27 protein-coding genes and 1 tRNA gene are annotated in these 22,023 nt (G+C 62.8%); 15 read left to right on the forward strand and 13 right to left on the reverse strand.

Features of this window, described 5'->3' with window-relative positions; translation table 11 throughout:
• Nucleotides 1-70 precede the first annotated feature (70 nt).
• Entirely contained in the window at nucleotides 71-1,849 is a 1,779-nt protein-coding gene (locus tag H7C86_RS07530; RefSeq protein WP_153211541.1) for an ABC transporter ATP-binding protein, read from the reverse strand.
• A gap of 95 nt (nucleotides 1,850-1,944) precedes the next feature.
• On the opposite strand from H7C86_RS07530, the gene H7C86_RS07535 reads away from it, so the two are divergent.
• Nucleotides 1,945-2,532: a TetR/AcrR family transcriptional regulator gene (locus H7C86_RS07535; RefSeq protein WP_019745447.1), complete on the forward strand. Its 588-nt coding sequence runs from the start codon at nucleotides 1,945-1,947 to the stop codon at nucleotides 2,530-2,532.
• Here H7C86_RS07535 and H7C86_RS07540 read toward each other — a convergent pair.
• On the reverse strand, nucleotides 2,467-4,002 hold the full coding sequence (locus tag H7C86_RS07540; protein ID WP_182261333.1) for a LuxR C-terminal-related transcriptional regulator: 1,536 nt from the start codon (nucleotides 4,000-4,002) through the stop codon (nucleotides 2,467-2,469). The two genes, H7C86_RS07535 and H7C86_RS07540, sit on opposite strands and share 66 nt — an antisense overlap.
• A gap of 169 nt (nucleotides 4,003-4,171) precedes the next feature.
• Between H7C86_RS07540 and H7C86_RS07545 the strand changes: the two genes are divergently transcribed.
• The 6 genes from H7C86_RS07545 (at nucleotide 4,172) to H7C86_RS07570 (ending at nucleotide 7,622) form a co-directional block, all read left to right on the forward strand.
• Nucleotides 4,172-4,546: a PLDc N-terminal domain-containing protein gene (locus H7C86_RS07545; protein ID WP_019745450.1), complete on the forward strand. Its 375-nt coding sequence runs from the start codon at nucleotides 4,172-4,174 to the stop codon at nucleotides 4,544-4,546.
• A complete protein-coding gene (locus H7C86_RS07550) occupies nucleotides 4,543-4,980 on the forward strand; it encodes a DUF6325 family protein (RefSeq protein WP_021345646.1) in 438 nt (145 codons plus the stop codon). The genes H7C86_RS07545 and H7C86_RS07550 overlap by 4 nt, the downstream gene beginning before the upstream one ends.
• A 1-nt stretch (nucleotide 4,981) precedes the next feature.
• Nucleotides 4,982-5,278, forward strand: coding sequence for an SHOCT domain-containing protein (locus H7C86_RS07555; RefSeq protein ID WP_019745452.1), 297 nt, complete (start codon nucleotides 4,982-4,984; stop codon nucleotides 5,276-5,278).
• 65 nt (nucleotides 5,279-5,343) lie between these two features.
• Nucleotides 5,344-6,321: a DUF1214 domain-containing protein gene (locus H7C86_RS07560; protein ID WP_182261334.1), complete on the forward strand. Its 978-nt coding sequence runs from the start codon at nucleotides 5,344-5,346 to the stop codon at nucleotides 6,319-6,321.
• A gap of 27 nt (nucleotides 6,322-6,348) precedes the next feature.
• The gene (locus tag H7C86_RS07565) at nucleotides 6,349-6,762 is read left to right on the forward strand and encodes a phage holin family protein (protein WP_182261335.1); all 414 of its coding nucleotides are present in this window, start codon (nucleotides 6,349-6,351) and stop codon (nucleotides 6,760-6,762) included.
• 38 nt (nucleotides 6,763-6,800) lie between these two features.
• Nucleotides 6,801-7,622 carry a tyrosine-protein phosphatase gene (locus tag H7C86_RS07570; protein WP_047888321.1) on the forward strand — a complete coding sequence of 274 codons (822 nt, stop codon included), beginning with the start codon at nucleotides 6,801-6,803 and terminating at the stop codon, nucleotides 7,620-7,622.
• Here H7C86_RS07570 and H7C86_RS07575 read toward each other — a convergent pair.
• Nucleotides 7,609-8,538, reverse strand: a complete 930-nt coding sequence (locus H7C86_RS07575; protein ID WP_182261376.1) for a DMT family transporter — start codon at nucleotides 8,536-8,538, stop codon at nucleotides 7,609-7,611. The genes H7C86_RS07570 and H7C86_RS07575 overlap by 14 nt on opposite strands.
• A gap of 82 nt (nucleotides 8,539-8,620) precedes the next feature.
• Between H7C86_RS07575 and H7C86_RS07580 the strand changes: the two genes are divergently transcribed.
• The gene (locus H7C86_RS07580; RefSeq protein ID WP_172932637.1) at nucleotides 8,621-9,199 is read left to right on the forward strand and encodes a TetR/AcrR family transcriptional regulator; all 579 of its coding nucleotides are present in this window, start codon (nucleotides 8,621-8,623) and stop codon (nucleotides 9,197-9,199) included.
• Between the two features lie 6 nt (nucleotides 9,200-9,205).
• Here the strand turns inward: H7C86_RS07580 and H7C86_RS07585 are convergent, their stop codons facing one another.
• On the reverse strand, nucleotides 9,206-9,817 hold the full coding sequence (locus H7C86_RS07585) for a TetR/AcrR family transcriptional regulator (protein ID WP_020909261.1): 612 nt from the start codon (nucleotides 9,815-9,817) through the stop codon (nucleotides 9,206-9,208).
• Between the two features lie 89 nt (nucleotides 9,818-9,906).
• Here H7C86_RS07585 and H7C86_RS07590 point away from each other — a divergent pair, with 89 nt between their 5' ends.
• On the forward strand, nucleotides 9,907-10,368 hold the full coding sequence (locus H7C86_RS07590; RefSeq protein ID WP_019745480.1) for an SRPBCC family protein: 462 nt from the start codon (nucleotides 9,907-9,909) through the stop codon (nucleotides 10,366-10,368).
• A gap of 2 nt (nucleotides 10,369-10,370) precedes the next feature.
• On the opposite strand, the gene H7C86_RS07595 is transcribed toward H7C86_RS07590, so the two are convergent.
• The 3 genes from H7C86_RS07595 to H7C86_RS07605 all read right to left on the reverse strand — a co-directional run bounded on the left by H7C86_RS07595 (nucleotide 10,371) and on the right by H7C86_RS07605 (nucleotide 13,101).
• Complete coding sequence (locus H7C86_RS07595) at nucleotides 10,371-11,018, reverse strand: TetR/AcrR family transcriptional regulator (protein WP_020970922.1); 648 nt, start codon at nucleotides 11,016-11,018, stop codon at nucleotides 10,371-10,373.
• Nucleotides 11,019-11,115: 97 nt separating this feature from the next.
• Nucleotides 11,116-11,877, reverse strand: a complete 762-nt coding sequence (locus tag H7C86_RS07600; RefSeq protein ID WP_182261336.1) for an SDR family NAD(P)-dependent oxidoreductase — start codon at nucleotides 11,875-11,877, stop codon at nucleotides 11,116-11,118.
• A 78-nt stretch (nucleotides 11,878-11,955) separates the two neighbouring features.
• The gene (locus H7C86_RS07605) at nucleotides 11,956-13,101 is read right to left on the reverse strand and encodes an acyl-CoA dehydrogenase family protein (protein WP_007730036.1); all 1,146 of its coding nucleotides are present in this window, start codon (nucleotides 13,099-13,101) and stop codon (nucleotides 11,956-11,958) included.
• Between the two features lie 140 nt (nucleotides 13,102-13,241).
• On the opposite strand from H7C86_RS07605, the gene H7C86_RS07610 reads away from it, so the two are divergent.
• Both H7C86_RS07610 and H7C86_RS07615 read left to right on the forward strand, forming a co-directional pair.
• On the forward strand, nucleotides 13,242-13,841 hold the full coding sequence (locus H7C86_RS07610; RefSeq protein ID WP_020970923.1) for a TetR/AcrR family transcriptional regulator: 600 nt from the start codon (nucleotides 13,242-13,244) through the stop codon (nucleotides 13,839-13,841).
• 35 nt (nucleotides 13,842-13,876) lie between these two features.
• Complete coding sequence (locus H7C86_RS07615) at nucleotides 13,877-14,455, forward strand: hypothetical protein (protein WP_134998882.1); 579 nt, start codon at nucleotides 13,877-13,879, stop codon at nucleotides 14,453-14,455.
• A 7-nt stretch (nucleotides 14,456-14,462) separates the two neighbouring features.
• Here the strand turns inward: H7C86_RS07615 and H7C86_RS07620 are convergent, their stop codons facing one another.
• Both H7C86_RS07620 and H7C86_RS07625 read right to left on the reverse strand, forming a co-directional pair.
• On the reverse strand, nucleotides 14,463-15,704 hold the full coding sequence (locus H7C86_RS07620; RefSeq protein ID WP_182261337.1) for an RNA polymerase sigma factor: 1,242 nt from the start codon (nucleotides 15,702-15,704) through the stop codon (nucleotides 14,463-14,465).
• Nucleotides 15,705-15,710: 6 nt separating this feature from the next.
• Nucleotides 15,711-16,055: a YciI family protein gene (locus H7C86_RS07625; RefSeq protein ID WP_007730031.1), complete on the reverse strand. Its 345-nt coding sequence runs from the start codon at nucleotides 16,053-16,055 to the stop codon at nucleotides 15,711-15,713.
• A 140-nt stretch (nucleotides 16,056-16,195) separates the two neighbouring features.
• On the opposite strand from H7C86_RS07625, the gene H7C86_RS07630 reads away from it, so the two are divergent.
• Nucleotides 16,196-16,672: a DUF309 domain-containing protein gene (locus H7C86_RS07630; protein ID WP_182261338.1), complete on the forward strand. Its 477-nt coding sequence runs from the start codon at nucleotides 16,196-16,198 to the stop codon at nucleotides 16,670-16,672.
• The gene (locus H7C86_RS07635; RefSeq protein ID WP_003940076.1) at nucleotides 16,672-17,310 is read left to right on the forward strand and encodes an LON peptidase substrate-binding domain-containing protein; all 639 of its coding nucleotides are present in this window, start codon (nucleotides 16,672-16,674) and stop codon (nucleotides 17,308-17,310) included. The genes H7C86_RS07630 and H7C86_RS07635 overlap by 1 nt, the downstream gene beginning before the upstream one ends.
• A 6-nt stretch (nucleotides 17,311-17,316) precedes the next feature.
• On the opposite strand, the gene H7C86_RS07640 is transcribed toward H7C86_RS07635, so the two are convergent.
• The 4 genes from H7C86_RS07640 to H7C86_RS07655 are packed head-to-tail and all read right to left on the reverse strand — an operon-like array spanning nucleotide 17,317 to nucleotide 21,080.
• Nucleotides 17,317-18,132 carry a mycofactocin-coupled SDR family oxidoreductase gene (locus tag H7C86_RS07640; protein ID WP_019745487.1) on the reverse strand — a complete coding sequence of 272 codons (816 nt, stop codon included), beginning with the start codon at nucleotides 18,130-18,132 and terminating at the stop codon, nucleotides 17,317-17,319.
• A 58-nt stretch (nucleotides 18,133-18,190) separates the two neighbouring features.
• Nucleotides 18,191-18,817, reverse strand: a complete 627-nt coding sequence (locus tag H7C86_RS07645; protein WP_021345656.1) for an LUD domain-containing protein — start codon at nucleotides 18,815-18,817, stop codon at nucleotides 18,191-18,193.
• Nucleotides 18,814-20,334, reverse strand: coding sequence for a LutB/LldF family L-lactate oxidation iron-sulfur protein (locus H7C86_RS07650; protein WP_019745489.1), 1,521 nt, complete (start codon nucleotides 20,332-20,334; stop codon nucleotides 18,814-18,816). The genes H7C86_RS07645 and H7C86_RS07650 overlap by 4 nt, the downstream gene beginning before the upstream one ends.
• Nucleotides 20,331-21,080: a (Fe-S)-binding protein gene (locus H7C86_RS07655; RefSeq protein WP_182261339.1), complete on the reverse strand. Its 750-nt coding sequence runs from the start codon at nucleotides 21,078-21,080 to the stop codon at nucleotides 20,331-20,333. The genes H7C86_RS07650 and H7C86_RS07655 overlap by 4 nt, the downstream gene beginning before the upstream one ends.
• A 98-nt stretch (nucleotides 21,081-21,178) precedes the next feature.
• Here H7C86_RS07655 and H7C86_RS07660 point away from each other — a divergent pair, with 98 nt between their 5' ends.
• Both H7C86_RS07660 and H7C86_RS07665 read left to right on the forward strand, forming a co-directional pair.
• Entirely contained in the window at nucleotides 21,179-21,889 is a 711-nt protein-coding gene (locus tag H7C86_RS07660) for a FadR/GntR family transcriptional regulator (protein ID WP_019745491.1), read from the forward strand.
• A 53-nt stretch (nucleotides 21,890-21,942) separates the two neighbouring features.
• Nucleotides 21,943-22,016: transfer RNA gene (locus tag H7C86_RS07665), tRNA-Met, on the forward strand.
• Nucleotides 22,017-22,023 lie beyond the last annotated feature (7 nt).

Here is a 22,023-nt window from a genome sequence, read left to right on the forward strand (position 1 = left end):
ACCTCCGAAAAAACATCCCGACCGAGCGATCGCTCGGTAACAGCACTCTCGCACATGCCGATGCGCCGGGTCAACAATCTTCGAGCATCGCCTCGCCCTGATCGAGCCGGCCGGCAACCACCATGTCGCGGTACAGATCGTCCTTGTCCATGAGCTCGTCATGGTTGCCGATGTTGCGGATCCGACCGTCTTCCATGACCACGATCCAGTCGGCGTCACGCACCGTTGAGAGCCGGTGAGCGATGGTCACCACGGCCCCGGTACGTGCACGTTCGTTGATCGCGTCGACAATCGCGGCTTCGGTGAGTGTGTCGACCTGGGCAGTGGCTTCGTCGAGCAGAAGTAAAGCACTCGGTCGCAGAACTGCGCGTGCCATCGCGATCCGCTGACGTTGGCCGCCCGACAGCGAGGTGGCCGTCAGAGCGGTGTCGAGTCCATTCGGCAGGGCCTCGATCGCGTCGTCGAGTCGGAGCAAGCGCAGAACGGCCTGGACTTCTTCGTCCGTCGCGTCGGGATGGCTGAAGACGACGTTCTCCCGAATCGTTCCGGGCACCACCGGTGTCTCTTGCTCCACGTACGCGAGACTCTCCCGCACAGCGCGGTGATCGAGCGCGTCGTAACCGACTCCATGCAGGAGAACCTCACCCGATCGCGGTTCGACAAATCGCAGCACAGTCGAGAGCAAGGTCGTCTTTCCGGCACCCGACGGGCCGACGATGGCCATGTGCCCACGCGTCGGAATGACCAGCGAGACATCGCGCAACGCCGGCTGGTTCGACCCGTGGTAACTCACGGTGACGTCGCGCAACTCGATCAGCGGCGCGGCAGCATTTGTTTTCGCGACCACGTCCACGACCTCGTCGTACTGCTCGGTGGGCAACGACTGCATCTCGCGAATCCGGATAGCTGCCGCGATTCCCGACTGAACAGAAGTCACGTTCTGCGCAAGCTCCGACACCGGCCCCATCAGGGTGAAGGCGTAGAGCAAAAACGCGATGAGCGTCGAGACTGCCATTTCACCGTCGGCGACTCGCCAGGCACCGAAGCCCAGGATGGCAATGATCGATCCTTGAATGGCGGTCCACGCGACAGTCCACGCGGTTGCCGACACTCGAACCGCCGTGATCGCATGCTTTTTCGCATCGGACGCGTTGGTCGTCACCAGAGCGCCGACGCGATCCTCGGCGAGGGAAACCTTGACCGTCCGGATCGCACGCAAGCCACCCTCGAGTACGCCGCCGAGCTGACCGAGCGATTCCTGGGTTCGCGCTTCGGCTGCGGAAATCCGAGGCATCAGAACGGCAAAGAGTATGGAGGCGAACACGATTGCCACCATGGTGACCCCCAACAACGGCAGATCCAGAACGCCCATCAGAACAATCGTTCCGATGGTCAACGCGGCTGCGTTCAGAATATTCACCGCGGCCGACGACGCCGCCTCCCGCAGCAGCAAGGTGTCCGACGTGACCCGGGTGACCAATTCACCCACGGATCGCGATTGCAGCGAAGGTACGGTCGCCGCCAGGAATCGCTTCACCAGCGAAGACCTGGCGTCGAAGACAACCTTCTCGGCGGCGGTTCCGAGAACGATCCACTGAGCACAACCGAGCACAGCACCGACGATCAGAAGGACGACGAGCGTGAGGATCGGTCCCTTCAGCGACGCACCGGTATCGAGGGTGTCGAGAACCCACTTGGTGACCATCGGCGTTGCCAGCGTCGCCGCCGAGCCGCACAGCGCCAGTACCAATCCGAGGAGGAGCGACGGCAGATGCGGTCGAGCGAACTCCGAGAGGACGCGGAGATTGCTCCATTTCGGTGCGGGCTGAGAAGCGTCGGATTCAAGCATGAATTTATGGAACACGAATGTTCCATAAAGGGCAAGAGAAATTCCGATTCGGAAACACTGGATACCGAAACCGGACACGGCTACGCTTCGAATTCGTGACAACGATCCACAGCGCACCAGAACAAAGCGCGACCCGCGAGCGCACACGGAAGGCCATCCTCGATGCTGCCGTTTCGGTGTTCGCATCCAAGCCTGCTGCGACCCTCAGCGAGATCGCTTCGGCCGCGAAGGTCGGCCGGACCACTTTGCACCGCTACTTTCCCGAACGATCCGACCTGGTCGACGCAGTCGCGGCCGAGGCCACTCGCGCCGTCGGTGAGGCCGCAGCAGCGGCGCGACTCGGTGAGGGCACCGGAGCCGAGGCACTGGTTCGCCTCTGCCACGAATACTTCGAACTGGCCGACCTTTTGACGGTCCTGTTCTTCACTCCCGGCGTCTATCAAGAAGATTCGTTTGCCGAGTCCGCGTCGAACGACGACGGAGTCACCGACGCCATCGAACGCGGACACTCCGACGGGTCCATCGACCCCGACATGGGTTCGGACTGGGTGCAGAACCTACTGTGGTCACTGCTTTACACGTCGATGGACTACGTGAACCGCGGTTCCGGGACTCGACTACAAGCCTTGGATCTGACGGTTCGCAGCCTCCGTCGCGGAATCGCCCCCGATCCCGCGGTCTAGGTTGTCGGCTGCTTGAACAGCGGCACGCCGCTTGGCCACACCTAATTTGCGGTAAATCGAGCGAATGTGAGTCTTCACAGTGGGATAGGCGATGCCGAGGTGCGCAGCGATCTCGTCTGCAGTCATCGTGGTGCGCAGAAAAGTGAGAATCTCGTTCTCGCGTTCGGTCAGGACTCCGGCGAGCTGGGTAGAGAGCCGGCTCCGTTTTTCCAGAATCGTGCGCAGGAGGTCCTGGTGTCTCGACCCCTGTATTGCGTGCGCGTTCAAGAGATCGACAATTACCGGATCGCCGCTGAGAAAGGGGGCGAGGATCTGCTCCGGGATTGCCTCAGCCAGCGCACGATCCAGCTGCTCGTGCGCCTGCGGCCCACGCCCTGCGACGGAGCTCAGCGCTGCAGAGGTGACAAGTGTGCTCACCAGCGCATATCGCGGCAGCGCGGCCGAGCTTGCCAACCGAAGCGCCTGCGCCGACGGTTCCGGATCCCCCAAGACTCGATAGAGCTCGGCGAGCAGCGCGTGAGCGACCGCAGCACCTGTTCGGGTCAGCGTGGGCTTCGCGATGCGGCGCGCTTGCTCGTCCTGCCCCTGAGCGTGGGCGAGCCAGGCCGTGGTGACGCGCCGCAGCGTATCCCAAGGAATGCCGTGCTTGTCCGCAGTGCTCACGCCTCGCAGCAGCCGAGCGGCGTTGTGGTACCGGTCTTTCCGGTTCAGAGCGACCAGGCTCATCACCAGGTACAGACGGGCGAGCGCCTCGAAGTTGGTTCCGGGACTGCCCTCCACGATTATCGAGTCGAACTGAGCGATCGCTTCCTCGAAGTCGCCACGCCAATAGGCGATGCACCCTCGATTCGACTGTGGGAGTCCACCTTCGAAGCGTTCCCAGTCGGATGCAACCTCTCGGGCAGGAAGGCCGTCGAGGATCTGTTCGGCTTCGGTGAACACTCCCGCGTGGGTGAGTGCAAAAGCCAAATTGGATTGCGCGAGACGCAACGTCTCCGCACGCGACTGCAACCGCGCTTCATCGCCGGCGGAGCGAAGTAGCGCGATGGCGCGAGGTAGATCACGACGAAGCCTGATCTCGGTCCACCCGAGGAGGAAAAGTGCGGACGGGTAATCGTCCTCGGGCTCGCACTGGGCGAGGGCGTGACGCGCGCGATCGGCGATGACGGCCTTGGTCGAGGTGTCCGGAGCGAGCAGTAGGTCGGTGAAACAGACGACAAAATCGTCGGACGCGACCCGTAGACCCTGCCCGCGTAGAAACTCCGCGCCGTACGGATCGCCGCTGAGGTCGCGGCAGCACGCCCGTATCAGCAGGATGTGTGGATCGTGTGGATCGGGATGCGCAAGGCAGAGTTGCTCGAGTTCCCTGGTATGAGATTCGAGAATCAGACGGAGCCAATTCTTCCGCAGGACGCGTCGAGCCTGCTCCGCCTCACCGGAGGCGAGTGCGTCACGCACGGCTTCGATCATGTGTCGAAGATACTCGAGACGTTCGACGGCCGTGGAAATCCCGTCTCATCCGCTTCGGATGAGACAGCGATCGAAGCATGCGGAAACCGGTGAGAATTGCCGGAATCAACTGAAAAGCGCGAGTCGGCGGAATGCCGACGCGCAGGCCTGACACGAACGGACAAGACACATGAGTTTCTGGGAAAGCCTCGGCTGGATGCTGTGGGCGACCGTCTTCGTCGGATATCTTTTCGCGCTGTTCGCGATCGTCGCCGACCTGTTCCGCGACCACAAGCTGAGCGGCTGGTTGAAAGCTGTTTGGATATTCTTCCTGCTCTTCCTACCCATCCTCACCGCGCTCGTCTATCTCGTCGCCCGCGGCGATGGGATGACGGAACGCAGCAACAAGGCCGCACGCGAGGCCGAGAGCGCGGCCGAATCGTATATCCGCGAAGTCGCAGGAAAGAGTCCCAGCGAGGAAATCGCCACAGCTGCAGCACTCCTCGAAGCCGGATCGATCAGCGAGGAAGAGTTTGCCGCACTCAAACTGAAGGTGCTCTCGTGAGTGACGCGCGTTTCGGCCCCGTCGACTTCTACCTTCTCGGTCTGCCGGGGCAGAGCCTCGACCCCGCCGCGTTCTGCGCGCTCACCGACATCACGGATACCGGCCTGGTACGACTCCTCGATCTGATCGTCATCTCCAAGTCCGACGACGGTGAACTCACCCTCGTCGAGGTCGAGGAATTGCCGAACGGCTTCGAGATCAACGTCGAAATGCTCGGCGCGTCCGGTCTGCTCGGGCATGAAGACATCACCGAACTCGCGGAGGCGATTCCCGCCGGCGCTTCAGCGCTGCTGGTCGCGCTCGAGCTGGTCTATCAGCGCGAACTCGCCGCCCGGACCGCCGAGTCCGGCGCGGTGTTGCTGGGTTACGAGCGGATACCCGCGCCCGTCGTCAATGCCCTCATGGACACGATCATCCCGAAATTGGAGGTCTGACATGCCGTACATCCCGAGACGAGGACGCCCTGGACTGCTGGGCCTCGCCGCCCGCACCGCGGTCGTGACCGGTACCGCGACCGCCGTCAGCGACGGTATGGCCACCCGCCGGCAAAGGAGAGCTCAGGCCGACTACGAGCAGGCGCAGTACGAATTCGCCCAGCAGCAGGCCGTACTCCCCACACCCGCACCCCCGGTCGATCTCGTCGCCGAGTTGCAGAAACTCGGCGATCTCAAATCACAAGGCCTACTGAGCGACGCCGAGTTCCAAGCCGCGAAAGCACGACTGCTGGGCTGATTCACCCCGACGGGCCATGGATTACCGCGCCCGCTTCCGTACCCCGACACCGATTGGAATCCGCTATGTCCACGATCGCCGTCAACGTCCTGAACTTCAATCGGGCAGAATCCGATCTCATGTTCGCTCGCCTGGCCGCGGGCGTCGGCCTGGGCACGTGGAACCACACTCGCGAGCTCGGGTCACTCGACAACCAGCCGATCATCCGCCAGAACCGCGACACTCTGTACAGCAGCGCGATCATCGACGTGCGCGAGAACGTCACGATCACGGTGCCCGATACCGGCAAGCGCTACATCTCCGTGTGGGTGGTCAGTCAAGATCACTTCGGTCCCGTCATCCTGCGCGATCCGGGAGAGCACCTGCTCACGCGCGAATTGGTCGGAACCGATTACGCCGCACTGATCGTGCGTATCCTCGTCGATCCGAACAGCCCCGAAGACGTCGCCGAGGTGAACCGGTTGCAAGACGCCCTCACCATCGACGGCGGCGGAACGGGAGAGTTCCCGTTGCCCGACTACGACGAACAATCGCAGACCGAGACCCGCGACGCGCTCCTCGCACTCGCTCGTGGCATCACCACCTACGACCATTCATTCGGCACCGCGGCGGAAGTCGACCCGATCAGGCACCTGCTCGGTACCGCATCCGGCTGGGGTGGCCTTCCCGAGTACGAGGCCACCTACGTCAACTTCGACGAACGTCTCCCGATCGGGGAATACCGTCTCCGCCTGAACGATGTTCCCGTGGATGCGTTCTGGTCGGTCTCGCTGTACAACGCAGCCGGATACTTCGAAGAGAACGCCTTGGGCGTCAACAGCATCAACAGCCTCACAGCCACCCCCAACTCCGACGGCAGCACCACCATCCGGTTCGGCGTCAATCTCGACGGCGTCGCGAACGCACTGCCCATCATGCCGGGCTGGAACTACGTACTGCGCCTGTACCGCCCCCGCCCCGACGTGCTCGACGGAACCTGGACGGCGCCTCGTCCCGAGGCCCTCCAGCAAAGCGTTCCCCACGCACACACCACTCTCGGGTGACTAGACCTGATCACGGAGGTACAAGCCATGCGTCTGTTATTTCAGCTCGTTTCGCAATGCATACTCGGCGCGATCGCGCTGATCGTCGTGCATTTTGCGCTGCCCGGGGTCAGCCTGAGCGTCAACGGTTTCTTGGCCGCTATCGGTGTATTCACCCTCGCCCACATGATTCTCGGCCCATTCGTGCTCAGCGTGGCACTGCACTACGCGGCTCCGCTCGCGGGCGGTGTCGGCTTGGTCGCCACGCTGCTCGCGCTCTGGGTTGCGACCCTGGTCCCCGACGGCATTGCGATCAGCGGCGTCGGGTCCTGGATCCTCGCCCCGATCATCGTGTGGGTGATCACCGCGTTGGGAGGATGGATCTTCATGGCTCTCGTCATCGACAAGTGGATCAAGAGACGCAATGCCGAAAAGCTCGTGCGCAGTGTGCAGAAGGCATGAATGATCAGTTCGGAAACGGAACCCACAAGGAGTCAGCCATGCCAACTCACCCGCTCGATCGTCGCGTTCTCCTGAAGACCGCTCCGAACTTCCGGGATCTCGGTGGCATTCCCGTTGCTGATGGCACCGTCCGCGCCGGCGCGCTCTACCGTTCGGCGACGCTCGCGAAACTCGACGGCGACGACGTCGCCGCGGTCGCCGACTTGGACGTCCGGACGGTCTACGACCTGAGGACCGCTGCCGAGCGCGACGGCGCGCTCGACAATCTCCCTGACTCGACGCGGACGGTCTGGCTCGACGTTCTCGCCGACAATGCCCAAAACGCCGCGGCCACCGGACTACTCATGACGGACCCGGTCGCGTACGCCGAGACTATCAGCGATGGACGTGGGATCGCACAGATGGAGGAAGCGAACCGCAACTTCGTCAGCCTGCCGTCCGCCCTCGACGCCTACCGCGCGTTCTATCTCGACCTCATCGACGAAACAAGAACCGGTGCAGCACTTTTCCACTGCACCACCGGAAAAGATCGCACCGGGTGGGCCGCGACCTCTTTCCTGCTCCTCCTCGGCGCCGACGAAGCCGATGTACGCGCCGACTACCTGGAGACGAACACCGATCTGGCGCCCATGACGGAACCGATCCTCGACTTCGCCGCAAGCAAAGGCGTTGACGGAGAACTGCTCCGGCCGCTCCTCGGAGTCCGCGACAGCTACTTCGACGCCGCGCTCGACGAAATGCGCACGCGCTTCGGCACAGTCGAGGACTACGCAATCAACGGACTGAAGCTCACCGCAGAACAAATCACCACGCTCCGCGAGCGGTTCACATCGCGATCGGGCTTCGTCAGCGCGACGTGATCGGAGCTCTTGCCGGGCAGGAATCCGTGCTCTCATCATGCTTCTTCGGTCGATTGTCCACCCGGGTGACCACGACGACGGCGACGATGCCCACCGCCAAGCCGAGAGCGGTGAACGGAGTGAAGGATTCTCCGAACATCAGTGCGCCCCAGACCGCGGTGACGGGGGCGATCAAGAACATCAAGGTGTTGACGGACGTGATGCCGATGCGGCGGAGCAACAACCAGTACAGCCCGTATCCGCCGAAGGTGGACAACACGATCAACCAGAGCAATGCGATCCAGAATGTGCTGACACTCGGCGGTACGGCAGCACCCGAGACGATCGCCAGAGTTGTGAAAACTATTGCGCTGGTTGAGCAGTGGATGGCCAAAGCCTGCAGTGGCGGCGTGGACGTGGGAGCGCGTTGCTGAACGAAGGTGGATGCAACGAGGCTGAGCATTCCCAGGAACGGAATCGCGTACGCCCACCACGGGGCCGATGTACCCGCCCCGGCGTCGGCTGCCGTGACCGTCGCGACGCCGGCCAGTCCGATCGCCAATCCGATCCACTGCATCCGCGGGACTGCGACACCGAGGACCGGGCCGAGCAGCGCGGCTGCCACCAGCGGCTGAATACCGTCGATCAGCGCTGTGGTTCCGGTGTTCACGCCGAGATCGACTGCCCAGTACACGGACAACAGATAGCCACTCTGGGAGAGTATTCCGATCACCACCTGCCTGCCGAGAGCCCGCGGTGTCGGCATCGCGTTCCGGCGCCGGGCGGACAGCCAGACAATCGGGACCAGTACCGCCGCAAGCGGGAGAAAACGCCACATCAGCAGCGTGGAGACCTCGGCACTACCGGCGCCGAGTTTGGCTCCGATGAATCCCGAACTCCAGCACGCGACGAACAGGACCGACAAGGTGGCCGTCACGGCAGATCTCGAGGTCACGATCCGAGGTATACCGATCTGTTTACTCATGGAGTCGACTATACAGATCGGTATACTTTTGTCCATGGCAGACGAATCCGTACCCGACTTGACTCCGAAAGCACGTCGCATTCTGGAGTCGGCGTCGAAGCTGTTCTACGAAAAGGGAATTCACGCCGTAGGCGTGGATACCGTCGCACTGGACGCCGGGGTCACGAAGAAGACTCTGTACGAGCGGTTCGGCTCGAAAGACGGCCTCGTCGTGGAATATCTGAAGGATCGAGATCGGCGGTGGCGAGCCTTTCGCGACAAGAAGCTCGCATCAGCCGGACACAGCCGCGCCGAGCAGTTGAGTGCGGCATTCGACGCTTCCGCCTCTTGGTCCAAGGCGAGCGGAGGCAAGGGTTGCAGCATGGTCAACGCTCACGCCGAGTTCAGCGATCGGTCACACCCGGTGTTCGCTGTCATCGCCGAACAGAAGCGGGAGATGTTAGACCTTTTCCGGCGCATTCTGGCGACGGACGGGCAAGCCGACGAACGTCTCGTCGAGGCAATCATGCTGCTTCACGAAGGCGCCCTCGTCGCAGACGGTATCGGTATCGGCACCGACCCCTTCGACGTCGGCCGGGATGCGGCCCTCGAAATGCTGAAGCATTCCGGGTGATCGCCCCTACGCCCCCACCATCCGACGCGCTATCTCCAGATACCTCTCCACCAACTCGTCCGGAGACAACTCACCGTCCGGTCGGTACCACACCGCGACGGCGACGCACATCGTCACGACAGCTCGGCTGGCATCCTCGGGATGGTCGGCCTCGAACACCCCCGAAGCAACGCCGTCGAGGACGATCCGGTCCACCTGCTTCTGCTGTTCGTCGCGCTGCGCGATGTAACTAGCCCGGCTATCGGGCTCCATGCTGCGAATCTCGGAGGAGGCGACGAACGACTGCTCGCGTCGAAACATGTGGAACCGCAACAGAGATTCGATCACCGCGTCGAAGCGGTCCGAGGGATCGTCCCCGGCATCGAGTTCGGCGGCGCGGCTTCGCTCCAACAACTCAGTCATCACCACGGTCGCCAGACCGATCAACAGAGCCTGCTTGGACGGGTAGTGGTGGTAGAGCCCCGGCACCGACAGCCCGGACCGCGACGCGACGTCACGGATCGAAGTCCCGTGATAGCCCTGCTCGACGAACGCCTCCAGCGCCGCAGCGAGCGGTTTCGGTAGTCCCAGGTCTTCGTAATCGCGCCAGGACCCGCGTACCGGAAGCTCGTTCGTCATACCGATACCGTAGATCGCCGTTGCGCCGCCGCCGAACGCGTCGGTGCCATTGGTTACAGTCGATGTTCACCGAAAGACAGGGACCAGTCATGATCCATGTTCGCCACTCCGCGGTTGCTGCCGTGCCGGTTGATGTCGCCTTCGACTACATCGACGACTACCGCAACGTCCCGACGTGGATGTTCGGTGTTTCCGAGTTCACACCGTTCGGAGAGTTCGATCAGGGGCTCGGCGCCACGTTCGACGCGGCCATGCAGATCGGGCCAAGCACGTTGCGCTCCAAGCTCGAGGTCACCGAGTGGGAGAAGAATCGGATCATCAAGCTGTCTTCGCTCGGCGGTGTATCCAACTCGTCCACGTGGGAGTTCGCCGCGATCGACGATTCCAAGACCGAGCTTTCCGTCGACTTCGCCTACAAACTCCCCGGCGGCATTGCCGGCAAAGCTCTGGGCCGCTTGATCGGGCCGTTCGTCGAAAACGCTGTCAGGAACAGCGAGGAGACGTTGCGCCACAGCCTCGAGCAGCAGTTCGCGGCCCGCGGCGAAGGCTGAAACTACCCGCGGTCGCCCTCGAGGCCCAGAGCGTTGGCCCACACCTGAGTAGCCGTCTTGACGACGTCCTCGAACGGGACGGGTTTGCCGTCGGCGCCAGGTTCCTCGGAGACGAACGAACTGTAGGCAAGACGGCTCACCATCGCCGACAGTGCTCGGGAAGCCAGCAGCGGATCCAGTGAGCCGTCTGCCTTGCCAGCTGCTTGCAGGCGTTCAATGGCTCGGGCATTGCGAGAAATGAAGGTCTCGGCTCGATCCCGACGCAGTTTCGCGAAGGCCGGATCGATGTGCGATACCTGCTCGAGCAGACCCATCAGTTTGGCGTTGCGGCGGAAAGCCGTCAGGTAGGCACGGTTGCTCGATTCGAGGACCGCATACGGATTGTCGACGTCGCGGACCCGTCCCATGCCGGGGTGCAGCATGTCTTCCTGCGCAACGTCGAGAACTGCGGCGAAGATCTGCTCTTTGTTGTCGAAGTAGGTGTAGAACGTGCCGGTGGAGCAGTTCGCTTCCTTGGTGATGTCGGTCAGACGGGCATCGAGATACCCCGCGCGCTCGAACACCGTTCGAGCCGCTGCGACCAGAGAAGCCCTGGTCCGGACGCCGCGGGCAGTCACCGGCAGGTCACGCAGAAGCTCCGTCGCAGCCATGGATGGTGGCGGACGGTCTTCCCAGTTCTCCTGAGGTTCGGCGCGAGAGGTCACCAGCTACTTATACGGCAAAGCCGGCGACATCTCGGCATCGGCGTCAGGTGATGGTGATTCCTCCGTCGACGGCGATGGTCTGACCGGTGACGTATCCGCCTGCCTCGGACGCGAGCCACACCATGGTGGCCGCGAGCTCTTCCGGATCGCCCATGCGGCCGAGGATCAGGCGCAGAGCCATCGCGTCCAAGTAGCCGTCGTTGTATTGGTCTGTCATTTCCGACTTGAAGAAGCCGGGCGCGATCGCGTTGACGCGAATGCCCTTGCGCGTTCCCCACTGCTGTGCGAGGTCACGGGTCAATCCGACGACGCCTGCCTTGCTCGCCGCATAGGCGGCCTGTGGGAGTCCGGCGGTCGTCAATCCGAGAATGCTCGAGATGTTGACGATAGAGCTACCCGGGAGCATGACGCGGCCGCAGGCCTGCGCTGCCCAGTAGGACCCATTGAGGTTGATGTCGATGACGGCGCGGAACTGGTCCGGGGTCTCACGGGTTGCCGGAACAGCGGTTCCGACGCCGGCGTTGTTGACCAGTACGTCCACGCGGCCGAACTTCTCCATCGCGGCGTCGACCATGTTCTGAGCCTGAGCCGGATCGACGATGTCGGTGGCCACGCACAACGCTTCGCGGCCTGCGTCACGCACGAGCTTGGCCGTGTCTTCGAGCTTGTCGACGCGGCGAGCAGCGAGGACGACGTCCGCGCCGGCCTCTGCTGCGGCTTTCGCAAACGCCACCCCGAGGCCCGACGACGCACCGGTCACGATGACCACTCGATCGGTCAGAGAGAACTTGTCGAGAACAGACATGCGCGGTGATGCTCCTGTGTCGTCGGGTTCGGGAAGTGACGTATGGACTGCAGTGACATATGGACTGCAGTTGCGAAATTACAGGCCGAGATCGCGGCCGATGAGTTCCTTCATGATCTCGTTGGATCCGGCCCAGATCTTGGTGACGCGGGCGTCCATCCACGCGCGAGCGGCGCGGTACTCGGTCATGAAGCCGTAGCCGCCGTGCAACTGAACACAGTGATCGAGGACCTCGTTCTGAACCTGCGCGGTCCACCACTTCGCCTTGGCGGCGTCGATGGCGGTCAGCTCGCCGGCAGCGTGTGCTGCGACGCAGTTGTCGACGTAAGCCTGGGTGACCTCGATGCGGGTCACGAGATCCGCGAGAAGGAATTTGTTCCACTGCAGCGAGCCGATCGGCTGACCGAAAGCCTTGCGGTCCTTGGCATATTGCAGCGTCTCTTCGAGGATCGGAGCAGCGTGCGCGATGTTGGACACCGCAGCGCCGACGCGCTCCTGCGGCAGCATTTCCATCATGTGGATAAACCCGCGGTCGATCTCACCGATGATGTTGGTGGACGGCACGCGAACGTTCTCGAAGAACAGTTCGGCGGTATCGGACTCGTGCTGGCCGACCTTGTCGAGCTTGCGTCCGCGCTCGAAACCTTCCATGCCGGTTTCGACGGCAAAGAGCGTGATGCCCTTGGACTTCTTCTCGGGACTGGTCCGCGCCGCCACGATCACGAGATCAGCGTTGTAGCCGTTGGTGATGAAGGTCTTGGAGCCGTTGATGATCCAGTCGTCGCCGTCCTTGACCGCAGTGGTCTTGAGCGAGGCGAGGTCGGATCCGCCGGAAGGCTCGGTCATGCCGATGGCCGTCAGCATCTCACCGGTGCAGAACTTGGGCAGCCAACGCTGCTTCTGCTCTTCGGTGGTGAGCTGAACGAGGTACGGAGCAACGACGTCGGCGTGAATGCCGAAGCTCGAGGCGACAGCTGCACTGGCACGCGAGAGTTCTTCGGCCAGAACAGCGTTGAAGCGGTAGTCGCCGGCTTCGCTTCCGCCGTACGCCTCTGGAACCTCGAGTCCGAGGAAGCCGTTGCGTCCCGCTTCGAGCCAGATTTCACGATCGATGAAGCGCTGGTCGATCAGCTTCTCTGCGACCGGAAGGATGTTCCGGTTGACGAATTCGCGGGCAGATTCGCGAAATGCCTCGTGATCGGGTCCGTACAGAGTGCGACGCATGACGAGTTGCTTCCTTTCGGCGTGGCAATGCCACACGTAACGATGTTCCTAAGCATCCGCTTAGAATCTAAGCATCTGCTTATAGTGAATCGAGAGCGGGATATTGTCAACATCGAAATCCGTCACACCTGGAGGAAACCGTGAGCGATTCACCTGACGTGGTGATCAGCCCCTCCAAAGCTGCGGCCCGTATCCGCGCGGCAGCCGTGGACGCTTTTGCCTCCGCGGGCTACGGCGGCACCACCACCCGTGACATCGCCGCACGACTCGACATGAGTCCCGCCGCCATGTACCCGCACTATCGCTCGAAAGAAGAGCTGCTTTTCGCGATCAGCTTCGAAGGGCACACCGAAGCGTTGAAGGTGGTCGAGGGCGCCGACAGACCGGGTGAAGAGCCGTCCGTTCGCCTCCAGGAACTGGTCAGCACCTTCGCCAGTTGGCAGGCCGGGCACCACTCACTCGCTCGCGTCGTCCAATACGAACTCACTGCACTCACACCAGAGCACTACCGAACCGTCGTCGCGCTTCGCCGCAGCACGACGCGGGTGGTCCGGGAGGTTGTCGACGCCGGCGTCCAGTCGGGCGACTTCACGATCCCCGATGCCGAAGGCGTCACCCTCGCCTTGATGTCGCTGTGCGTCGACGTGTGCCGCTGGTTCCCGGCCGGCAATTACACGAATCCGGAAGACATTGGAAAACTGTACGGAGACCTGGCATTGAGGATGGTGGGCGCCGCCTGAATCAGGTGACACCGACCGCAGAAAGGACTCGGCCAGTGGCCAACCGCACCTATCTCTACTCGACCCCTGTTGCTCCGCATGAGAATCCGGCTGCCGCTCGCGCCCGAGGTCTCACCGGTATCTCCGAGTGGTCGTACGCGATACCGCTGGTCCCGAGGATCCTTGTGTCCGTGAATCCCTTCGCCCACCAGTCGGTCATCTGGGACGACACCCCAGACCTGATCGCGGTCACCGCGGCCTGTGGTCCTGGTATCGCCCGGCTCGAAGACTTCCTCGGCAGAATCGATCACCCCGAACTCGGCACGATGGCCGGCGATGCGCTGCGTTTCCTGCGCAGCCACACCGAGCCCGACCACTACTTCGTCCTCGAGTGTGGCGAGATCTTCGACATGGACGACGAACCGTTCGCCGAACAGGGCACGGCACTGATGACCGGTCTGGCGGACATCGACGCCGAGATGGAGGCAGCTTTGGCCACGCTCGCACCCGCCAAGCCGCGCTTCTGGGAGCGGCTGTTCACGCCGACTCAGGAGAGCGTCGAGGAACCGCTACGCGAACTCGGCCTCGGTTACTGGTCCGAGACCCTGTACTTCGATCTCGACGTCCCGCAATAACCACCGATCAGTCAGAGATCTCACCGAGCCGACGCTCCAAGTAGGCCCGCTCCGGTTCCGTACCAACCAAATTCAGCGCACGTCGGTATGCAGACATTGCCGCGTCGGTGCGCCCCAACCGCGCGAGCAGTTCGGCGCGCGCGAGGTGATACGGGTGGTAGTCGGCAAGTTTGGGCTCCGCTGCCAGTTCTTCCAACGCTGCCAGCCCAACCTCCTCGCCGTCGCGCATCGCCAGCGCTACTGCCCTGTTGACTGCGACGACAGGCGAAGGCGTCAACGTGAGGAGCACTCCGTAGAGCGCGCAGATCTGCGGCCAGTCGGTGCTCTCCAGATCCGCAGCCTCGTCATGCAATGCGGCGATGGCAGCCTGCACCCCGTACGGCCCCGGCGCTCCCCCGGTCAACGCGACCACGACGAGGTCGCTGCCTTCCTCGATCATCGGCTGGTCCCAGCACCCGCGATCCTGATCTTCGAGTAGGACGATCCCGCCACCGGCGTCGGTACGGGCATCTCGACGCGCGTGGACGAGGAGCATCAACGCCAGCAACCCGGCGATCTCGCGCTCATCGGGAAGCAAAGCGCGCAAGATCCTCGCCAGCCTGATTGCCTCTACCGCCAAGTCGACGCGTTGCAGATCCGGCCCCGAACTGGCGGCGTACCCCTCGGTGAAGACCGAGTAGATCACCTGCAGAACACCAGGCAGGCGCTCCGGGAGTTCTTCGGCGCTGGGAGTTCGGAAGGGAATCCGAGCCTGACGTATCTTCTTCTTCGCACGCACGATCCGCTGCGCCATGGTCGCCGAAGGCACGAGGAAGGCCCGAGCAACTTCGGGCGTCGTCAACCCGCCGAGGCAACGCAAGGTGAGTGCGATTCGGTCGTCCTCGGCCAGCGCTGGGTGCGAGCAGGTGAAGAACAGCTGCAACCGCTCGTCGGGAAGTTCTCCGTCGACCGTGGGCGGCGCCGGGTCGGCACGATCGGCGTCCACCTGCATCACCGCCAATCGCGCCGCATAGGCCTGATCACGACGAAGCCTGTCGACGGCTTTGCGACGCGCCGTGGTCAGCAGCCAGGCGCCGGGTTTGGCCGGCACTCCGTCCACCGGCCAGTGCACCAACGCGGCCTCGACGGCTTCGGAGGTAACTTCCTCGGCCAGATCCAGATCACCGAAACGGCGGACGAGCGAGGCCAAGAGTCGTCCACGTTCCTCCCGGAACACTGACTCGATGGAGTTCTCAGCCTGCTCGTCCACGGCGCATCAGTCCCCGAACCCGGCCAGTGGACGCACCTCGACGCTGCCGCCGTCGCGCGCGCCGGGGCACCGCGCGGCCCAGGCCAGCGCCGCATCCAGATCGGGAACGTCGATGACGTCGTAGCCGCCGAGGATTTCACGGGTTTCAGCGAAGGGTCCGTCGGTGACGGTCTTTTCTCCGGACTGCGAGACTCGAACCGTTGTCGTGGTGGTCAGGTCGGCGAGGGCATCGCCGGACACCCAGATACCGGCATCCTTCATTTCCTTGTCGTATTGCTGCCAGTCCTCGAACGTGCACTGGGGTTCGGTGTCTCCGCCGGGTGCGGTGTAGATGAGCAACATGTACTTCATGACTGACTCCTTTGTCTGTTGTTTCTCTTCCGGCTTTCTTGCCTTACAACATGACGACGAACGGTTCTCCCCGGAATCGACAGGCGACTCGAAAAAACTTTCGGCGGGTTCGTCCGAGGTGCTGCCGTTAGGCTGAGTGTATGACCGAACGCGACCGGGACGCCGCTGGAAAGCCCCTCAATTCGCGGCCCCGCGACGGACTCGGCCGTCCACTGCCACGTGACGCAGCGGGCGGCGTCCCGCGCATTCCCGACGATGTGCGCCTCCCGCCGGACGAGTCGATCACCGAGGCTCAGCGTCTTCTCGACCACGGGATGCCTTTTCACGCGCACGAAATTTTCGAAGGAACGTGGAAGGACGCTCCCGCCGAGGAGCGTGACCTGTGGCAGGGACTGGCTCAATTGGCCGTCGGGCTCACCCATCTACTTCGGGGCAACAACACCGGTGCCGTCTCACTCCTCGGCCAGGGTCACGACCGCATCAGGCACTACGAGGTCGAGAGTCCGCACGGCCTCGATATCCCCGGTCTACTGACGTGGTCCGAGCACCTGCTCGCCGAAATCGATCGCCCCGGCGATTTCCCCGCCCCTCCGATTCCGAGGTTGAGAATCCCCTGATGCCCATCTTCCCCATGTTTCCGCTCGGCTCCGCTTTGCTACCGGGTGAGGTGTTGCCCCTGAACATCTTCGAACCTCGGTATCGCGCACTGGTCGAGAACGTTCTCGAAGCTGCCGACGGCCCACTGTTCGGAGTAGTGCTCATCGCTCGTGGCCACGAGGTCGGTGGCGGCGAATCACGTCACGACGTCGGCACTCTGGCTCGGATCGAGTCTCATGTCGCCATGGGTGCCGGGCGGTATCAGTTGTATTGCCGGACCGAAGACCGCATCCGGGTCAATCGATGGCTGCCGGACGATCCCTACCCACTTGCCGAGGTCGAATTGTGGCCTGACGAGAACAACGGAACACCAGTCACTGCTTACGAATACGACTCGCTCCTCGAGCGCATCGAGTTCATGTACGGAATGTTGGGAAAGCTCGCACTTCGGGCCGGCGAACAGACTCCGCGAATGCCCGTCCCACCGGATCCCTTGGATCCGCTGGGTTCTCGGCTGTATGCCCTCGCCAGGAGCATTCCGATGGGTGACGCCGATCGCCTGGCGATTTTGACCGCGCCAGGCGCCGACGAACGTATTCGCACACTCTCGGAGGCAGTCGAGAACACCATCGAGGTCGCGCAGTTCAATCTCCTCTGAGCGCAACTACGCCATCGTCTGACCCATGTCGATGACGATCTTCGTCCCGGTGACCGCGCGGGAGAGGTCCGTCGCGAGGTAGACCACGGCGTTGGAGATGTCCTCGACGGTGGTGCGTGGGACGGACGTGAGCGGCCACTTGTACGAGTTCATGTACTCCGGATGAGTAGTGAGTACCTTACCGACGTTGGGATCGTTGCCCATCTCGGTCTCCACCGCGCCAGGGTGGATGCTGTTGACTCGAATGTCGAAGCTACCCAATTCCGTTGCCGCAGTGCGAGCCAAACCCACGAGACCGTGCTTGGCCGCCGAGTAGTGCGCACAACCAGGCGCTTCGGCGACGCCGGCAGCACTGCTGACGATCACGATGGAACCACCGTTGCCCGCCTCGATCATCGAGGGAACCGCAGCCGCCATCGTGCGCCACACACCATTGAGATTGATGTCCACCAGCGTCGACCACTGTTCTTCCGGCATCTCCCAGAAACGATTCCACGTAGCGATGCCCGCATTGGCGATCACGACGTCGAGGCGACCGAACTTGTCGACGCCCGACGCCACCGCCGCCCGCAGCGCCTCGAGGTCACGCACATCCGCTACCGCGGTGACGATCTCGCGCCCCTCTGCTCGCACGAGACGGGCCGTTTCTTCGAGGTCGGCTTCAGTCGCGGCCGCGTAACCCACGTCTTCGGACACCGACGCGCACACGTCGACAGCGATGACGTCGGCACCTTCCTGCGCGAGTCGGATCGCGTGATTGCGTCCCTGACCCCGCGCTGCACCGGTGATGAAGACGACCTTGCCTGCCAAGAGTTGTGTCATGGCCGGGACGTTAGACGCTGATGTGGCCCACTGCCCCTGAGTTCCCGCTCGGCGGGAATCAGCCATCCACGATCACGACGTGCAGATTTCGCGGACCGTGTACACCTTCGACGCGTTCGAGTTCGATGTCGGAGGTTGCCGACGGGCCGCTGATCATGGTGGTGGGACGCTGCGGCGTCAGCCGCGCAATCGCCTCCGGCACTCCCACTTCCACACTGCTGCGATACACGACGCAGATGTGTGTGTCCGGTACCAGAGTCAACGCACGACGTCCCTGCTCCGGACCGGCGTCGAGGAAGATGGTGCCGGTCTCGGCGCACGCTACCTTCGAGCCGGTGACAACGGCGTCGAGGTTCTCGAGTTCGGGAACCGGTACGTCCGGGCTGTCCACCACCAGCGTTCCGTCGAACCCGGCTACCCATGATCGGTCGAGGCCGGCGGGGATCCCCAGAGTGTTCAGTCCGTGCTGTCTCAGTATTCCGGCGACGGCCTCGGCGATTTCTGTTGCAGCGCAATGGTGAACGTGCGCCTTGTAGTCCACCAGACGGTCGACGAACAAATCGATGAGTTCCCCGTCGGACATGGTTCTGCCAGTCCGGTAGTTTCGCGGTATCTCGCCTTCACCGGCGGGCGCCAAGGTGATGGCATCACGAATGCGTCCGAGCACCACGTCACGTGAATTCATCTGTCTGCCTTCCCGTCACGACGAGCCTCGTCCAATGCCTCGCGGCCTTCGTCGGAGTCCCACCAGGATCGGAAGGTCTGCTTGGGTGGAGCGGGAATGTCTCTGGCAGCTGTCCAACCGTTCAGTGGAGGGGGCAACGTGGAGATCTTCCCTTTCCTGCCGGCCACGACGCGTCCGAGCCCGGCAGCTTTCTGAGCCAGCGTCCACCTGCCCTCGGTCGACATCGCCAGAGATGCGGCTTTCATCGCCAAAGACTCTGCCGTGACACCGGATTGCTCGACCTTCTGGTGCCGCAATTCGACCAGCAGCGACGGGATGTCGATCTTGACCGGGCAGGCGTCGAAGCACGCACCGCACAGACTCGAGGCAAAAGGAAGAGTCGAATTCGGATCGTCTTTGCCATGCATGCCCGCGAGCTGCGGAGTCAGTACCGCGCCGATCGGTCCCGGATAGGTGGATCCGTAGGCGTGGCCACCGGTGCGCTCGTAGACCGGGCACACGTTCAGGCACGCCGAGCACCGTATGCAGCTCAGGGCTTCCCGCCCGATCTTGTCGGCAAGCGCGGCGGTCCGGCCGTTGTCGAGGAGGACCAGGTGAAATTCCTGTGGACCGTCGTCAGGCGTCACGCCGGTCCACATGGAGGTGTACGGGTTCATCCGCTCCCCCGTCGACGACCGCGGCAACAGTTGAAGGAAGACCTCCAGATCCTGATAGGTCGGCAGAATCTTCTCGATGCCCATGACGGTGATCAGTGTTTTCGGCAGCGTCAGGCACATTCGCCCGTTGCCCTCCGACTCCACGACGGTCAGAGTGCCCGTGTCCGCGATGCCGAAATTGGCGCCGGAAACGGCGACGGGCGTCGTCATGAACTTGTGGCGCAGAAACTTTCGTGCAGCTGCGGCAAGTTCGGCCGGGTTCTCCCCGAGGTTCGGATCGACATCTGGCATCTCACGCAGGAATATCTCGCGAATCTCTGACCTGTTGCGATGGATCGCAGGAACCAGGATGTGCGACGGTTTGTCGTGGCCGAGCTGGACGATCAATTCCGCGAGATCGGTCTCGTAGGCGATGATTCCCTGGGTTTCGAGATGCTCGTTGAGACCGATCTCCTGCGTTGCCATCGACTTGACCTTGATGACCTCGTCGGAGCCGGTGGCTTTGACAAGCTCGGTCACAATGGCGTTGGCCTCGTTGGCATCCGCTGCCCAATGCACCTGCCCACCGCGAGCGACTACTGCAGCTTCGAACTGTTCGAGCAGTTCCGGCAACCGCGCCATGACGTCGGCCTTGATCGCCGAACCCGCATCCCGCAGCTCCTCCCAATCGGGGAGCTCTCCAGTTACGTTGATGCGCTTGGCACGGATGGTATGCGTTGCCTTGCCGATATTGCGTCGCAGTTGCGCGTTGGCCAGCTCGTGATGTGCTGCGACAGGGAACTTCTCAGTACCTCGCAGGAACCCTGCACCTTCGGGTGACCTCGGCGGAAAGCTGGGCAGACCCAGCGTCACAGCGCTCATGCGTGCACCCGGCTTTCCACCGATGCCAGAATCTCCGCGAGGTGAATGGTCTTGGCGCCCATCTGCAGTCGTGACATCCCACCGCCGATGTGCATGAGACAGGACGAATCTCCGGCGCTGCAGAACTCTGCGCCGGTGTCGGCCACATGGCGAATCTTGTCAGCCAACATGGCCGTCGACGTCTCGGCGTTCTTGATGGCAAACGTGCCGCCGAAGCCGCAGCAGGAATCTGCTTCCGGGAGTTCGACCAGATCGATGTCGCGGACGTTGCGCAGCAACCGAAGTGGTTTGTCTCCCACTCTCAACATGCGCAGTGAGTGACAGGTCGGGTGATAGGTGACCCGGTGCGGGAAGTACGCGCCCACATCGGTGACACCGAGAACGTCCACGAGGAATTCCGAAAGCTCGTACGTCTTTGCCTTCACTGTCTGCACCTGCCCACACAGCGACGCGGTGCCGTAGCGCTCGGCAACGATCTCGTGTTGATGACGGATCGAACCGACGCACGATCCCGATGGTGCGACAACGGCGTCGATCGACGCATCACCGAAAGTATCGGCGTAGTTCGCGACCAGTGGCAGCGCGCCCGGCTGGTAGCCGGTGTTGACGTGCATCTGCCCACAGCAGGTCTGCCCGGACGGAAACACGACGTCGTGCCCGAGACGGGTGAGCAGGAGGGCGGTGGCCTTGACGGCGTCGGGAAACATCGTGTCCCCGATGCAGGTGGCGAACAGCGCTACTCGCATGTGGTTCCCCGCAATCTGTCGGTGTGGTCTGACCACAGTAATACATCCCCGGACAGGCCACCCCGTAAACGGCGTCCACCCGGTTATGCTCTTGCCTCATGCCGACCGAGCCGAGCCCGCGAGCGTGGGAACAAGTACTGAGCCACCTCGAACGTCGGCTCGTTTCAGGCGAGGTGTCTCCTGGCCAGCGCCTGCCGGGAGAGAGAATTCTGGCAGCAGAGTTGGGCGTCGGACGGTCGTCGGTTCGAGAAGCGTTGCGGGTCATGGAAGCACTCGGCCTCCTCAAGGCGCAGACTGGCTCCGGCCCGACGTCCGGCGCGATGATCGTGGCCAAACCGACCGGCGGCATGACCATGCTGATGCGGATGCAGGTTGCAGCACAAGGATTTCCGGTCTCGGATGTGGTGAAGACACGACTCGTTCTCGAATCCGAGGTGATTCAGTCCCTGGCATCGCGGACCCCGACACCCGACCTCAGCACAGCCGTCGAACTGCTCGACTCGATGGATGACGTAGATCTCTCGGCCGAGGAATTCCTACTACTCGACGCGCAATTCCACGTAGCGCTCGCCGACGCGGCGGGCAATCAGGTGATCGCAGCCATGATGACCGGCCTACGAGAGTCCATCGAGGCCTACGTTCTCGCGGGCGTGCAGATCGACAGCTGGCCGAGCACCTGCATGCGACTGCGTCACGAACACCGAGGATTGGTCGATGCGGTCAACGCGGGTGACGGCGAACTCGCACGTCAGCGCATAGTCGGACACATCCGCGGTTACTACTCGGAAAGCGCTCACTCCAGCCGGTGACAGGGGGTGGTAATTGCACCTCCAGAAGTCGTGTACTGTTGGTTTCACACCGACGCGGGGTGGAGCAGCTCGGTAGCTCGCTGGGCTCATAACCCAGAGGTCGCAGGTTCAAATCCTGTCCCCGCTACAAAGAA

This window comes from Rhodococcus sp. UFZ-B548 (assembly GCF_903819475.1).
Taxonomy (GTDB): Bacteria; Actinomycetota; Actinomycetes; order Mycobacteriales; family Mycobacteriaceae; genus Rhodococcus_F; species Rhodococcus_F erythropolis.

What these genes read in the sequence shown, in the direction of transcription:
- H7C86_RS07530 (WP_153211541.1), bottom strand. Translation starts at nt 1,849, where the DNA reads ATGCTTGAATCCGACGCTTCTCAGCCCGCACCGAAATGGAGCAATCTC.
- H7C86_RS07540 (WP_182261333.1), bottom strand. Translation starts at nt 4,002, where the DNA reads ATGATCGAAGCCGTGCGTGACGCACTCGCCTCCGGTGAGGCGGAGCAG.
- H7C86_RS07545 (WP_019745450.1), top strand. Translation starts at nt 4,172, where the DNA reads ATGAGTTTCTGGGAAAGCCTCGGCTGGATGCTGTGGGCGACCGTCTTC.
- H7C86_RS07555 (WP_019745452.1), top strand. Translation starts at nt 4,982, where the DNA reads ATGCCGTACATCCCGAGACGAGGACGCCCTGGACTGCTGGGCCTCGCC.
- H7C86_RS07560 (WP_182261334.1), top strand. Translation starts at nt 5,344, where the DNA reads ATGTCCACGATCGCCGTCAACGTCCTGAACTTCAATCGGGCAGAATCC.
- H7C86_RS07565 (WP_182261335.1), top strand. Translation starts at nt 6,349, where the DNA reads ATGCGTCTGTTATTTCAGCTCGTTTCGCAATGCATACTCGGCGCGATC.
- H7C86_RS07570 (WP_047888321.1), top strand. Translation starts at nt 6,801, where the DNA reads ATGCCAACTCACCCGCTCGATCGTCGCGTTCTCCTGAAGACCGCTCCG.
- H7C86_RS07580 (WP_172932637.1), top strand. Translation starts at nt 8,621, where the DNA reads ATGGCAGACGAATCCGTACCCGACTTGACTCCGAAAGCACGTCGCATT.
- H7C86_RS07585 (WP_020909261.1), bottom strand. Translation starts at nt 9,817, where the DNA reads ATGACGAACGAGCTTCCGGTACGCGGGTCCTGGCGCGATTACGAAGAC.
- H7C86_RS07590 (WP_019745480.1), top strand. Translation starts at nt 9,907, where the DNA reads ATGATCCATGTTCGCCACTCCGCGGTTGCTGCCGTGCCGGTTGATGTC.
- H7C86_RS07595 (WP_020970922.1), bottom strand. Translation starts at nt 11,018, where the DNA reads ATGGCTGCGACGGAGCTTCTGCGTGACCTGCCGGTGACTGCCCGCGGC.
- H7C86_RS07600 (WP_182261336.1), bottom strand. Translation starts at nt 11,877, where the DNA reads ATGTCTGTTCTCGACAAGTTCTCTCTGACCGATCGAGTGGTCATCGTG.
- H7C86_RS07605 (WP_007730036.1), bottom strand. Translation starts at nt 13,101, where the DNA reads ATGCGTCGCACTCTGTACGGACCCGATCACGAGGCATTTCGCGAATCT.
- H7C86_RS07625 (WP_007730031.1), bottom strand. Translation starts at nt 16,055, where the DNA reads ATGAAGTACATGTTGCTCATCTACACCGCACCCGGCGGAGACACCGAA.
- H7C86_RS07630 (WP_182261338.1), top strand. Translation starts at nt 16,196, where the DNA reads ATGACCGAACGCGACCGGGACGCCGCTGGAAAGCCCCTCAATTCGCGG.
- H7C86_RS07635 (WP_003940076.1), top strand. Translation starts at nt 16,672, where the DNA reads ATGCCCATCTTCCCCATGTTTCCGCTCGGCTCCGCTTTGCTACCGGGT.
- H7C86_RS07640 (WP_019745487.1), bottom strand. Translation starts at nt 18,132, where the DNA reads ATGACACAACTCTTGGCAGGCAAGGTCGTCTTCATCACCGGTGCAGCG.
- H7C86_RS07645 (WP_021345656.1), bottom strand. Translation starts at nt 18,817, where the DNA reads ATGAATTCACGTGACGTGGTGCTCGGACGCATTCGTGATGCCATCACC.
- H7C86_RS07650 (WP_019745489.1), bottom strand. Translation starts at nt 20,334, where the DNA reads ATGAGCGCTGTGACGCTGGGTCTGCCCAGCTTTCCGCCGAGGTCACCC.
- H7C86_RS07655 (WP_182261339.1), bottom strand. Translation starts at nt 21,080, where the DNA reads ATGCGAGTAGCGCTGTTCGCCACCTGCATCGGGGACACGATGTTTCCC.
- H7C86_RS07660 (WP_019745491.1), top strand. Translation starts at nt 21,179, where the DNA reads ATGCCGACCGAGCCGAGCCCGCGAGCGTGGGAACAAGTACTGAGCCAC.